The organism is Salimicrobium jeotgali (assembly GCF_001685435.2).
Lineage (GTDB): Bacteria > Bacillota > Bacilli > Bacillales > Halobacillaceae > Salimicrobium > Salimicrobium album.
Window position 1 is genome coordinate 215,215 of sequence record NZ_CP011361.2, and the last position, 12,234, is coordinate 227,448.

Here is a 12,234-nt window from a genome sequence, read left to right on the forward strand (position 1 = left end):
CGAGGGCCGGGGGGTTTCAAAAAAAGAAAATCGTTTTACCATACAAAACGTTATCCGTATGTATGATAATATTAAAAATAAACGAGAGACATAGAGCCGAAAGGGAGGAAAAGATATGTTGAAACGAATCGATCATATTCAACTTGCAGCACCGGAAGGCGGGGAAGAGAAAGCTCGGGAGTTCTTCGGAGATATACTCGGCATGGAAGAGGTGGGGAAACCGGATAGTCTTCGGAAAAACGGGGGCGTCTGGTTCAGTCTCGGTGTCCAGCAGCTGCACATCGGTATAGAAGAACCGTTCACACCCGCCCGGAAAGCCCACCCGGCGTTTGAAGTGGACGACTTTCAGGAAGCAGTGGACACACTTGAGGACCGGGGTGTGGCAGTGAAGAAGGATGACAGGCTCCCGGGAGCAGAGCGCTGTTATATACAGGATCCGTTCGGCAACAGGATTGAACTGCTGCAATGGGTGGACTGAACAGGACTTCTACGATAGGTGGTGAGGGATAACATGAAAGCAAAAACGAAAAAGAACTGGATTATCGGGTATGAAATTACGCTCGTATTCCTCGCTTTGGCTTCCGTATTGTTCATATGGACGGAGAATCCAATACTTCTGGCTATCAATCGGTACGTCTGGATCATCTTCTTCACGGACGTCCTCATAAGATTTATAGCAGCAGAAAAAAAGTGGCAATACATAAAAAAGAACCCTATTGATATCATTGCGGCCCTTCCTCTCGACGCTATTTTCCAGACAGCAAGGATTGTACGATTGTTTCGCGTTCTGCGCTTTTTCGCCGTCTCACGGAAATACCTCGGCACTCTGTTCTCTATAATTAAAACGAACGGACTGGATCTAGTGCTGAGTGTCTCATTTATCCTTGTTTTTGGAGCAGCAATCGTGGTCAAGGAATTCGAACCCACAATCACCACTTACATGGACGGCGTATGGTGGTCGGTCGTCACTACCACTACAGTAGGGTACGGCGACATCTCTCCGGAGACGGGGATAGGGCGAATGGTCGCCATCGTCCTCATGCTTGTCGGGATTGGCCTCATCGGGATGATCACCAGTTCCATCACTACTTTTTTCCTGACAGACGGAGTAAAAAAAGACGAGAGGGTGGAGTTTATCCAGAAGCAGCTCGATCATTTCAATGATTTGAGTGACCAGGACGTAGAGCGGCTGATTGCGATGCTTGAAGAAATGAAAGGAAAAGATTCCGGTGCTTCAGAAAAGGAGAGTGAGCTGGAATGAGCTGGAAGTCGGGTCACGGGAGAGTAAACAGTCATTCTCTCGAGGAAGACGAAATTTGGTATCAGTTCACAATGTTTTTTTACAAAAGTAAAAAGACCCAGACGTATAAGTTCGGTCTTCTGAAAGCATTGATTGAGAATTTATATAACGCTGATTCCCGGCTGCAGTTGACGTATGAACAGATCGGGTATTCTTTTGTAAAAACGTACTGGAACCTGGTGGTCAGGCACGGACTGAAACAGGGGTCGCAAAATTCAGGGGTGGCGGCTGCTGTTCTGAGGGCCCGTGAAGAACGGCAGTTACCGATAGATTTGAGTTTTGACCAGCTGCAGGCAGGGGATCAGGTTTGTGTCCTGGAGTGTGCGAAGCCAATTATGAAGAAATATGTCTTTGGAGCTTTATACAGTGATTTTGAAGGGAAGTTGTATGGTTTTGACAGACGAAAACAATCTGAATACTTTCAGTTCCATCCGGATTCGCATTTGTTTCTGTTGAAATATCAGCGGCTTGTCACTGATCTCGTAAATTATCATCTGGCAAAAATGATAGAGCATTATAATCCTGTAACCCGTGAGTTTCTGTTGCGAAAAGTGGAAAGTGTGGCTCAGCGGGAGTCCCTCCATCCCTATAGAGATATTCTGTTGTCACGATTTGAAAATAGCTGCTTTTATTGCGGAAGATCTTTACACCTTTCCCAAAACCAGACTCACGTCGATCACTTTATACCCTGGTCCTTCATCCAGTCGGATAATATATGGAATCTCGTATTATCATGCAGGGCCTGCAACTTGAATAAAAGCGATAAATTGCCCGATTATAATTATTTAGAGTGTATTTTAGAACGTAATGAACACTTAAAAGCGGAGCCCGTACTCCTCTACGAGGACCGCAGCCTATACAACTACCGGCCGGAAAAATTGAAGTTACTGTACGAATACTCGGAACAGAACGGTTTTGAAGAAAGGTGGTCTCCATGAACGAAGAAAAAAGCTCTGCCAATTTCGCAATGATTGGCAGAGCTTTAATTATATTACGTGTCAGCTGTTCATGAATCGCCATTCTCTTCTTCTTCAATATGTTCGGCGATTTTACGGTGTTTCGCTATATCCTTGCGTTCGCGGGTCTCCCTGTAGTCACTTCTGATAGTCATCAGCAGCGAGACGGCGACTACGAAGAGGACAATCGAGAATGGCAGCGCTCCAATTAGAGAAGCTGTCTGTAATCCATTCAGACCGGCACTGATGATCAGCACAATAGCTAGCAGAGCTATCATCGTCCCCCAGATTCCTTTGATTACTACAGAAGGGTCTCTGTCCCCCTGTGTCGTCATCATACCGAGTACGAAGGTAGCCGAGTCGGCAGAGGTGACCAGGAAGGTGAACAGTAAACAGATGGAAAGGAACGAAAGAATACTTCCGAGCGGCAGCTGCTCAAACAGGGAGAAGAGAGCGGTCGCTTCGTTCTCCGCCACGGCTGCGGCAATCTGTGTGCCGTTGAACAGATCGGAGTGGATGGCTGTCCCGCCGAATATTCCAATCCATATGATTCCGAGAAATGGCGGCGTGACCATAACTCCAAGTACGAACTCACGGACAGTACGCCCTTTGGAAATACGGGCTACGAACATCCCGACAAACGGTGCCCAGGCGATGGTCCACGCCCAGTAGTAGACAGGCCAGTCCTGCACCCACGTACTTTCACTGTAGTGTCCGAGGCGGAGACTTGCCTGGAAGAAGTTCTGCAGGTAATCCCCTATCCCTGTAGTAATAGTGTTAAGTATGAAGCCTGTCGGACCTATGAATAGAACGACGACCATGAGTAAAAGAGCGAGGCCGAGGTTGACGTTACTTAAGTATTTGATTCCCCGGTCAAGACCGGAAAACGTGGAGACCATAAAAAATACGAACATGGCCAGTACGATCAGTATCTGCGTCGTCTGTCCGGACTCGACGCCGAACGTTGCCCCGAGTCCACTGTTGATCTGCAGGACACTGAGCCCGAGAGTGGTAGCCACTCCCATGACGGTCGCGATGACTGCAATGGAATCAATGCTGCGTCGCAGAGGTTTTTTGCCCGTTTCTCCTATGACAGGATTAAGGGTGTCACTCATAAGACTCCGTTCTTCCTGACGATAAATGAAATAGGAGATAGCGAGTCCGACGAAGGTGAAGGAGGCCCACTGGTGGATACCGTTGTTGAAAAAGGCGTTCCACATGGCGATACGGGCAGCCTCCGCTGTTCCGGCTTCCACTCCGGGTTCAAATGGCGGGGGAGTACCAAAGTGCGTCATCGGTTCGGCGACACCCCAGAAAACGATACTGACCCCGAAGCCGGCACTGAACAGCATGGCAATCCAAGTGTAAAAAGGGTATTTCGGGCGTGTGTCGTCACCGCCGAGACGGATGCTTCCATACTTACTGAAAGCAAGGTAGAAGTTGAAAATGATGAGAGCAAATACGAAGATAAGGTAGAACCAGCCAAACGTGTTAGCTATGAAGCTGTACACTGTGTCTGCCTGGGTTGCTAACGTATCCGGTGCCAATCCTCCCCAGATAGTAAAGGCTAAAATGATGAGGAAAGAAGACCAGAAGGTCGTATTCATAAACTTATACTTTTTCTTCTTAGTTGCCACGTGATTTCCTCCTTGGTAGGTATAAGACGTAGTGATGAGTGGTTATTCACTTTTTAATGTTACAGGGATAATACCCCAAATGTAAAGGCTTTATCCCACATAAGCTATTAGTTGTTTCGGAGATGGTAATTTGGGAAAATGAAAGAGGTACAGTATGTAAGGAGAAAGGAGAGGTATCAGTGAAAATAGCGGTATTCGGAGGTACGGGCTCCACCGGTCTCCGGCTGATAGATAAGCTGCTCGGTCGCGGTCACGAAGTGTACGCCTATGCCAGGAGTCCGGAAAAGTTGTATCCGATGGAGCACGACCGGCTAGCGATCGTGGAAGGCACACTGGATGAACGGGAAAAAATCAAGGAAACGGTAGACGGAATGGACGCCGTCATCAGCCTTCTCGGTCCTTCCGGGCGCGTTAAAAGGCAGAGGCTCAGTGAAGGAGTCATCAACATCGTAGAAACGATGGGAGAAACGGGAACAAAACGGTTTGTCGGTATTACGACGGGCATCGTCAAGGACCCGAATGACGAGAAAGACTACCGCCGAAATGCGATCGCTTCCGCACTGCGCCTCGGCTTTGCCAACAACCAGCGTGAAATTGAACGTATGGCCACAGCTATCCGGAGTACGGATCTGGACTGGACACTGGTACGTGCCGGCATCCTTACGGACAAAGCGGAGAAGCCGCTTAAAATCGGTTATTTAGGAAAACATGAAGTAGGAATGAGCGTGTCGCGTGCGAGCGTAGCCCAATTTCTCGCAGATTTAGCGGAAACAAACGACTATGTAAGGGAGTCACCTGTTGTAAGTAACTAGAAAGGCGGGATTATATGAAAAAAGTTCTTGTTGCCGGAGCGAACGGTCAGATAGGAAAACATCTCGTCCGTCTGCTTCAGGAAAGTGAACAGTTCGAAGCTAAAGCGATGATCCGCGATAAAACACAGGCATCCTTTTTTGAAAACCTGGGTGCAGGAGTGGCTGTTGCGGATCTGGAAGATGAAATCGATGTGCTTGCCGCATTGATGGATGACGTGGATGCCGTCGTGTTTGCTGCCGGGTCCGGACCTCATACCGGGAAGGATAAAACCATCATGATAGATCTGGACGGAGCCGTGAAAATGATGGAAGCAGCGAAACAGAAAGGCGTAAGCCGTTTTGCTCTTATCAGCTCTTTCGATACGAGACGCGGCAGCTGGGGAAGCGAAGACTTCCGTCCGTATGCGGCCTGTAAGTTTTACGCGGACGAATGGCTCCGCTCTTCCGGTCTGGAGTATACCATCATCCACCCGGGCCGCCTTACCAATGACGAAGGTACAGGGAAAGTGAACGCAGGCGGAGAAATTCCGCGCGACGAAGTCCCGCGGGAAGATGTCGCGAAAGTTATAGTGGAGACGTTGAACAGCCCTCATCTTGTTAACAAGGAGTTTCAGGTTACGAAGGGCGAATCTCCCGTAATGGAAGCTCTGAAAATGGTGTAAACGTAAATATCGAGCGGAAAACGACGGTTTACAAAATTTTCTGCATGCTTTATGATAAATTCAAACAACAAAAAACTGCATATCGTTTCATGCACTGGGGGAGCCGGCTCACGGCTGAGAAGAATTGAATTCTGACCCTTTGGACCCGATCTGGTTAGTACCAGCGTGGGGAAGTGCAGTCTGAATAAAAACGGCAAACTCTTTTAATGATACAGACTGCGTCCCGCGAATCGGATGCAGTCTTTTTTGTTTTATTAAAAGGAGGAATTATGTATGAGTCAGCAGCAGGAAAATGTGAAAATTGCAGGATGCTCTTTTTCGGTTCACCCGATGAGTGATGACTTCAAGGAAAAGATCAAGGGAGCTCTGGAAAAAATCGATACTTCAAAAGTATGGATGAATACGGATGAAGTGACGACGACGGTACGCGGGGATATCGAGCACGTATTTGACGTGACGCGGGCAGTGTTCCTGCGTGTAGCCGAAACAGGGGTACACACAGCCCTGAATGCAACGTTTTCTGTCGGGTGCCCGGGAGATTCCGAGGGTGACCAATATACCGGGCATAAAGAAAAGCCGGAAAACGGGCTGTGGGATCTGGATCAGTACACCGGCGCAAAATTCTCCCTTTACCCGATGGGTGGCGGAAATTATATGGACGTTATATACAAGGGGATTGAACGTATGAAAGAAAGTGGGATTGAGGTCTCCGAAGCTCACTATGCCACTAAGCTGTCAGGGGATACGAATACGATGTTCAAAGGTCTTGAAGAAGTGTTCAGCGACACAGAGAAAAGCGGTTCTTCCCACACCGTAATGACTGTAGCGATGTCTGCAAACAGCCCATCCCAGGAAAGAGGAAATAAATGAAAAATTGGAAACTGAAGGAAATCGTTGTCATGTCGGTACTTTCCGTCGTATTCGCAGTCGTTTACCTCGCTTTTCTCCCTGTGGGGAAAGTACTGACGGGTTTCTTCGGACCAATCGGTTATGACTTTATCTTCGGCATCTGGTTCATCGTTTCTATTATCGCTGCTTATATTATCCGGAAACCCGGAGCCGCTTTTCTTTCCGAAACCATTGCGGCTACTGTCGAAGTAATGCTCGGGAACGCAGCAGGTCCCATGCTTCTGATCAGCGGAATGATCCAGGGTCTCGGTGCGGAATCGGCGTTCGCCATGACCGGGTATCGCCGCTACAACCTCGGGACACTTATGTTCTCCGGGATGATGGCCGCCGTCTTCAGTTTTGCCTGGGGGTACTTCCAGTCCGGATACGCAGCGCTTGCCGGAGGGTACGTCCTGCTTATGTTCGTGACGCGCCTTATCAGCGGAGCGATTCTTGCGGGAGTGGCCGGAAAAGCTCTGAGTGACGCTTTGGCGAAAACCGGCGTTCTTTCGGGATTTGCTCTCGGCAAAGAAAAACGGAAGAAGCATGCTGCATGATGAATGTGCAAAATTTGTCCCTGCAGTACGATGATATGGATGCCCCGATTCTCCAGAACGTAACGTTCTCGCTCGGGGAAAAGGAATGTGTACTCCTGCTCGGGGCAAGCGGTTCGGGAAAAAGCACGCTTAGCCGGTGCCTGACGGGAATTTATCCGAAAGAGCTCGAGGGTACAATGGAAGGAGAAGTGACGTTTGAAGGTATGCCGGTCAAAGATGCTTCCACCGGGGCGATGAGCCGGAGAGTAGGGACTGTATTTCAGGACCCGGAAACGCAGTTCTGCATGCTTACGGTGGAGGATGAAGTGGCGTTCGGGCTTGAAAATATATGTGTTCCTTCTGAAAAGATGGAAAAGAGAGTGGAGACTGCTCTTGAGGAGGTGGGACTCCTCCACAAGAAGGAAGCGGCGGTCGTTTCTCTTTCCGGGGGAGAGAAACAGAAGCTGGCCCTCGCCTGCATACTTGCTATGGAGCCTCCGGTGATCGTTCTGGATGAACCGACAGCGAATCTCGACCCCGTAGCTACCGATGAATTTGTTTCTCTTCTCCGTTCTTTGAAAGAGTTGAAAAATATAACGATTTTCGTTATTGAGCACGACCTTGACCCCTGGATCGATATAACAGACCGGGTGCTGATGCTTGGAAGAAACGGCAGTCTGTTTTACGACGGCCCTCTGCAGCAGGGGGTAGATCGTTATGCCCGTTCTCTTTACGAAGAAGGGATAGCTGTGCCTGGAGCTGTAAGAGTGGCGATGGAATCCGGAAGAACCGCTCCGCCGTACCCGCTTACGGCCCGCGGATTTGCTCCCGGACTTTCCGCTCCTTTGAAAGCACCACCCCACAGGGAGAACGGTCCCTCCCTCATGCAGGCATCGGGGATCAGTTACAAATCTATCTTCTCCAACGTGAATGTAACGATTTCCGAAGGTTCTTTTACGGCGGTCACGGGACCTAATGGAAGCGGAAAAACCACCCTGTGCCGGCTCCTTGCGGGCATCGATCCGGTCTCCTCCGGAAGAATCACCCGCCCCTTCCCGGACAAAGACTGGTTTCATCATGCAGGATACGTCTTCCAGAACCCTGAACACCAGTTTCTCACGGACAGTGTATGGGAGGAACTGGCGTACAGCGGGGCGGGGGATGAGAAAATAGAGGAACTGCTGGAGTGGTGTGGACTTACGGACCGAAAAGATTTCCATCCTTTCACGCTGAGTCAGGGGGAGAAGCGGCGGCTGAGTGTGGCGACTATGCTCGTGAAGAATCAGGAAATACTTTTTCTGGATGAGCCTACGTTCGGACAGGATGCAAAGTCTACCAGCCATCTTATGGGTCTTCTGGAAGAAAAGCATCGTGCGGGTACGACGATCGTAATGATTACTCACGATATGGATCTCGTCGATCGCTATGCTACCAGGGTCGTGGTTATGAAGGACAGAAAGATAGGATTTACGGGACGTCCGGATAAGTTATGGAATGAAGATCTGGCCGCCTTTCAGCTTAAAGAACCTTTTCGTGTAAGGACGAACAGGCTGATAAAGGGGGATATGTATGTACCTCAATAATCTGAATCCGAGTGTGAAAGCTCTTACTATTTTGGGACTCGTGGCAGCACTGGCTTTGCTGTTTGATCCGGTGACTCCCGCGCTGTTCACCTTGTGCACGATTGCCGTAACTTTTCTGTTCGGTGATTTCCGCCGGAAATACTACCTGTTCTATCTGATACCTTTTACTATATTCGCTATCGGTATGCTGTGGACGACGATCGCTTTTGCGGATGCGCCGAAAAACCCTTCTGAGACGGTCGGTCTCATCTGGTGGGAAGTGCCGCGGGAGGATGTGCTTGTGGCGTTATCTCTCAGTTTCCGTGTCCTCGCCTTTGCAACGATGTCTCTTTTATTCATTTTCACAACAAACATGGTGGAATTCCTGCTAAGTCTGATGCAGCAGCTCCGGCTTCCCCCGAAGCTGGCCTACGGCATCATGGCGGGGTACCGGTTCCTGCCGATGCTCACGACAGAGTTCCGGCAGATCCGTGCTGCTCACAGGGTGCGCGGCATGGGACAGGAAAGCAGGTGGAAACGCTACCGGCGTTTTGCAGTACCTTTACTGGCCGGAGCGATCCGCAAAGCGGAAAGGACGGCCGTAGCCATGGAATCGAAAGGATTTACCGGCACCCGGGAGCGGACGTTCTACCGGAATATCCGCGTACGGAAGAAAGACTGGCTGTTCCCGGCGGGTATGGGGGCGATATTCCTGCTCCTGATTCTGCTCAGCCTCCGGTTCGATTATTTCTCCTGGTATCAGGGGCAGCTGTGAGTTTTTACGCTGCTCCTTCGTACTTAGGGGCATTCTTTGATAGAATAAGGGGAGCATAGTAGAGAGGAACATAGAGTATGGTAACGAACAGGAAAATCATTAATCCTGCCGCCGGAGCAATTGTGATGGCGTTCGGGATTTTTTTGCACACGAGTATGAATCTTCTCCCATTCACGCCGATTATGAGGCCGGTCTTTATTTCTTTGTTCCTGACAGGAGCAGCCGGTATCCTCATAGCTCTGGGGTTGCAGTTTTCAAGCAGAGAGTTCCGGAAAGGGTTTTTGAACAACCCCGTGAATTTCTTCTCGATGGGGACATGGGTGGCCGGCATTTCGGTTTCTGCTAAAGTGATCCTTCTTTATTATCCGGGTTTTGCACCCGTCGTAACCGTCGTTATCGCACTGAACACGCTTTTATATGGCTATTACATCTACCACTGCCTGAGGCATTTCTATAACTTGTGGAGAACTCCGGAGGCTCATGCCCCGCACGGAGTGATTTTGCTTGCCGCTGTCGCCACGCAGTCGCTCGTTATCGTGTGGAATGTACTCGTACAGCCGGACATCCCGCCTCTCGGTGTTCTGTTCGGACTTTTAATGTATACAGCAGGAGCGATAGTCATCATCCGTCATTACTTCTGGAATTCAAAAGGGACGCTCGCGGACGACTGGAGTAATACGAACTGCATTTTTCACGGAGCGCTCTCCATCAGCGGGTTCGCCATGGTCGTCTCCGGATCTTTTACGGAAGAGACGATTGCGATGTTCTGGTGGGGGACTTTCGCAGCCCTCCTTTTCATTGAAAGTATAGAGCTGGTACGGGCCCGCCGGCGTATCCGGAAGTACGGATGGAGGGAAGGTGTGTTTACATATCACATCTCCCAGTGGTCGCGGAACTTCACATTCGGTATGTTTTTCGCTTTTACCTCCCACGTTCATACAGGACTGCTGCTCAACGTGTGGGGGTGGGTCGTCATACTTCTGCTGGCAGGAGAAAGTATTATTTTCCTGAGGGATACCACCGTAAAGACAAGCAGGTGGAGCGCGGGTTGATTCTTTATTCAAGAAAAAAACCAGGAGGGACGCAACAGTTCCTCCTGGTTTTTTGTATGGAAAATTTTCAGCTTTCCGTGTAGAGAAGCTGGATGCCCATAGCTATAAAGACGAGGAGCCCCGTCACTTTGTTTAAAATCATGCCGCTTCTGCTCTCTCCGCGCAGTTTCGCTGTTGTGAACGAAGCAAGCAGAGCAGTGATGAAGAACCATACCGTCCCGGTGGTCGTAAAGATGAGACCGAGCGTCAGGAATGATAGCGAAGCGCTCATTCCGCTCTCCGCCTGTACAAACTGAGGAAGGAAAGCGAGAAAGAAGACGGCCACTTTCGGATTCGTTACGTTAGTGATCATTCCCTGGACGAAAATCTTACGGTTCGACTGTTTCGGTATTTCTTTCTTATTTCCTTCCGTCTTTGTCCTGGTAAGAAGAATCTGCAGGCCGAGATAGCCGAGATAGCAGGCACCGATAATTTTGACGACGGTGAACAGGAAGGCTGACTGCATAAGAAGTACGGAGAGTCCGAGTGCTGCCAGAATCGTATGTACAAGGATTCCGGCGGAAATGCCGAGAGCGGAGTATGAGCCCCTGGGAAGCGCTTCGTGATACAATGTACATAGTGTCGGTGCCCGGAGTAAGGTTTAAAAGGACGGCAGCCAGAATAAATGCTTCTATATTGATGAGATCGATCATGTTTTCTGCTTCTCCTTTTTTCTTTTCATTATTAAGGAAAGAAGGGAGATGATGAAACATTATTTCTTTCTAATCGTACAGGGTAAGAAGGAGTTTATCATGGGGAGGCCACGTTCATGTCTACACTCTTCGGTGTTCTTATCATTGTCACTTTTTTATCCCTGCCTTTTTTCATTGCGAGGCTGATCGATCGCCTTACCGGAAAGCATAAACGCATGCACAGGAATAAAGAGAACGTGAAACATCAGAGCCGTTCAAAAGCAGCACAGGAAGCCCAGGGGGATGCTTATCGTAAATCCGGGAGTGATGTCTACGGTCCTGGAGGGCCCGGTGATTAGAGGAGGAGAAGGAAATGAATGAAAAAGCATGGCGCTACTGGAAAGATTACTGGAACGGTGTGCAGGCACCGGAGAACGTTTCGGCCTGGGCATTCGGTATAGATGAAGACGAATTAGCGGGACTCGTAGTACGTGGAATCAAGACAGCCACATGTTCTCTCTATGAGGAATATGCCGCAGAAAACGAACCTCTCCCATATGAGGGGGAATATAGTATTGTACTTGATTCCAATGAGGAACCGGCGGCGATTATCCGTACGAATAAGGTGACAGTCATGCCGATGAACGAGGTGCCGGAATCGTTCGCCTTCAGGGAAGGGGAAGGAGACCGTTCCTATACATACTGGTGGAACGAGCACGAGAAGTTTTTCCGCACGCTTATGGAGGAACTGGGTAGAGAATTTACGGAAGACGTTCTCGTCGTCTGTGAAGAATTTGAACTTATAGATGCGAGGGATAAGTAATGGAGATACGACTATTGCAGCCGGATGATGCGAACATGTACTGGGATTTGAGGCTCGAGGCGTTAAGGAATAATCCGGAAGCATTCGCTACGAGCTATGAAGAGGCGATGTCGAAGGAGGACCCGGTCCGCGAAGTGTCCAAACGTCTTGCCGATTCGGACAGTTTCACATTCGGAGCAATCTGGGACGAGGAAATTGTAGGAATGATGACGCTCGTCGTGCAGGACACGAGCAAGTTGAGACATGTTGCTCACCTTATAGGAGTGTACGTCTCCCCCGTCGTCCGCAATAAAGGAGTAGGGGGTCAACTGCTTCAGAAGACGATCGAAAAAGCGAAAGAAGAAGGGTATATTGAAAAAATTAACCTTTCCGTGGTGACGAACAACGATTCCGCCATCCGACTTTATGCAAATGCCGGGTTTGAGACGTGGGGTGTGGAGAAGAACGCTTTGAAGATGCATCGGGAATATTACGACGAACAGCACATGACTCTGGAAATTTGAGTCCTTGACCGAAAGAAAACAGTTTTCAAAGAGGAACGAATATTTTAAAGAAGAGGG

At 49.3% G+C, this 12,234-nt stretch carries 14 protein-coding genes, 1 pseudogene and 1 riboswitch; of the genes and pseudogenes, 13 read left to right on the forward strand and 2 right to left on the reverse strand.

The window, feature by feature from the left end; all coding sequences use genetic code 11:
* Nucleotides 1–115 precede the first annotated feature (115 nt).
* The 3 genes from AAV35_RS01105 to AAV35_RS01115 are packed head-to-tail and all read left to right on the forward strand — an operon-like array spanning nucleotide 116 to nucleotide 2,238.
* The gene (locus AAV35_RS01105; RefSeq protein ID WP_008589034.1) at nucleotides 116–478 is read left to right on the forward strand and encodes a VOC family protein; all 363 of its coding nucleotides are present in this window, start codon (nucleotides 116–118) and stop codon (nucleotides 476–478) included.
* Nucleotides 479–511: 33 nt separating this feature from the next.
* Nucleotides 512–1,261, forward strand: a complete 750-nt coding sequence (locus AAV35_RS01110; RefSeq protein WP_008589037.1) for a potassium channel family protein — start codon at nucleotides 512–514, stop codon at nucleotides 1,259–1,261.
* On the forward strand, nucleotides 1,258–2,238 hold the full coding sequence (locus AAV35_RS01115; protein ID WP_008589040.1) for an HNH endonuclease signature motif containing protein: 981 nt from the start codon (nucleotides 1,258–1,260) through the stop codon (nucleotides 2,236–2,238). Before AAV35_RS01110 ends, AAV35_RS01115 begins: the two co-directional genes overlap by 4 nt.
* A gap of 68 nt (nucleotides 2,239–2,306) precedes the next feature.
* On the opposite strand, the gene AAV35_RS01120 is transcribed toward AAV35_RS01115, so the two are convergent.
* Nucleotides 2,307–3,893 (reverse strand): BCCT family transporter, encoded by a 1,587-nt coding sequence (locus tag AAV35_RS01120; RefSeq protein ID WP_008589042.1) that lies wholly within the window; start codon nucleotides 3,891–3,893, stop codon nucleotides 2,307–2,309.
* 179 nt (nucleotides 3,894–4,072) lie between these two features.
* On the opposite strand from AAV35_RS01120, the gene AAV35_RS01125 reads away from it, so the two are divergent.
* The 7 genes from AAV35_RS01125 to AAV35_RS01155 all read left to right on the forward strand — a co-directional run bounded on the left by AAV35_RS01125 (nucleotide 4,073) and on the right by AAV35_RS01155 (nucleotide 10,180).
* Nucleotides 4,073–4,705: an NAD(P)-dependent oxidoreductase gene (locus AAV35_RS01125; protein WP_008589043.1), complete on the forward strand. Its 633-nt coding sequence runs from the start codon at nucleotides 4,073–4,075 to the stop codon at nucleotides 4,703–4,705.
* A 14-nt stretch (nucleotides 4,706–4,719) separates the two neighbouring features.
* Nucleotides 4,720–5,367 (forward strand): SDR family oxidoreductase, encoded by a 648-nt coding sequence (locus AAV35_RS01130; protein WP_008589045.1) that lies wholly within the window; start codon nucleotides 4,720–4,722, stop codon nucleotides 5,365–5,367.
* 86 nt (nucleotides 5,368–5,453) lie between these two features.
* Nucleotides 5,454–5,556, forward strand: a riboswitch (TPP riboswitch).
* A gap of 84 nt (nucleotides 5,557–5,640) precedes the next feature.
* Entirely contained in the window at nucleotides 5,641–6,237 is a 597-nt protein-coding gene (locus tag AAV35_RS01135) for a YkoF family thiamine/hydroxymethylpyrimidine-binding protein (RefSeq protein WP_008589047.1), read from the forward strand.
* Nucleotides 6,234–6,812 (forward strand): ECF transporter S component, encoded by a 579-nt coding sequence (locus AAV35_RS01140; RefSeq protein ID WP_008589049.1) that lies wholly within the window; start codon nucleotides 6,234–6,236, stop codon nucleotides 6,810–6,812. Before AAV35_RS01135 ends, AAV35_RS01140 begins: the two co-directional genes overlap by 4 nt.
* A complete protein-coding gene (locus tag AAV35_RS01145; RefSeq protein WP_008589051.1) occupies nucleotides 6,809–8,374 on the forward strand; it encodes an ABC transporter ATP-binding protein in 1,566 nt (521 codons plus the stop codon). Before AAV35_RS01140 ends, AAV35_RS01145 begins: the two co-directional genes overlap by 4 nt.
* Nucleotides 8,361–9,128: an energy-coupling factor transporter transmembrane component T family protein gene (locus AAV35_RS01150; protein ID WP_008589053.1), complete on the forward strand. Its 768-nt coding sequence runs from the start codon at nucleotides 8,361–8,363 to the stop codon at nucleotides 9,126–9,128. Before AAV35_RS01145 ends, AAV35_RS01150 begins: the two co-directional genes overlap by 14 nt.
* A gap of 77 nt (nucleotides 9,129–9,205) precedes the next feature.
* The gene (locus AAV35_RS01155; RefSeq protein WP_008589055.1) at nucleotides 9,206–10,180 is read left to right on the forward strand and encodes a TDT family transporter; all 975 of its coding nucleotides are present in this window, start codon (nucleotides 9,206–9,208) and stop codon (nucleotides 10,178–10,180) included.
* A 67-nt stretch (nucleotides 10,181–10,247) separates the two neighbouring features.
* On the opposite strand, the pseudogene AAV35_RS01160 reads toward AAV35_RS01155, so the two are convergent.
* A pseudogene (locus tag AAV35_RS01160) lies at nucleotides 10,248–10,872 on the reverse strand (LysE family translocator).
* Between the two features lie 116 nt (nucleotides 10,873–10,988).
* On the opposite strand from AAV35_RS01160, the gene AAV35_RS01165 reads away from it, so the two are divergent.
* Genes AAV35_RS01165 through AAV35_RS01175 form a run of 3 tightly spaced genes read left to right on the forward strand, consistent with a single transcriptional unit; the run spans nucleotide 10,989 to nucleotide 12,177 of the window.
* Nucleotides 10,989–11,210 carry a hypothetical protein gene (locus AAV35_RS01165; protein ID WP_008589057.1) on the forward strand — a complete coding sequence of 74 codons (222 nt, stop codon included), beginning with the start codon at nucleotides 10,989–10,991 and terminating at the stop codon, nucleotides 11,208–11,210.
* Between the two features lie 14 nt (nucleotides 11,211–11,224).
* Nucleotides 11,225–11,674: an ASCH domain-containing protein gene (locus tag AAV35_RS01170; protein ID WP_008589058.1), complete on the forward strand. Its 450-nt coding sequence runs from the start codon at nucleotides 11,225–11,227 to the stop codon at nucleotides 11,672–11,674.
* Nucleotides 11,674–12,177, forward strand: a complete 504-nt coding sequence (locus tag AAV35_RS01175) for a GNAT family N-acetyltransferase (protein WP_040609223.1) — start codon at nucleotides 11,674–11,676, stop codon at nucleotides 12,175–12,177. The genes AAV35_RS01170 and AAV35_RS01175 overlap by 1 nt, the downstream gene beginning before the upstream one ends.
* Nucleotides 12,178–12,234 lie beyond the last annotated feature (57 nt).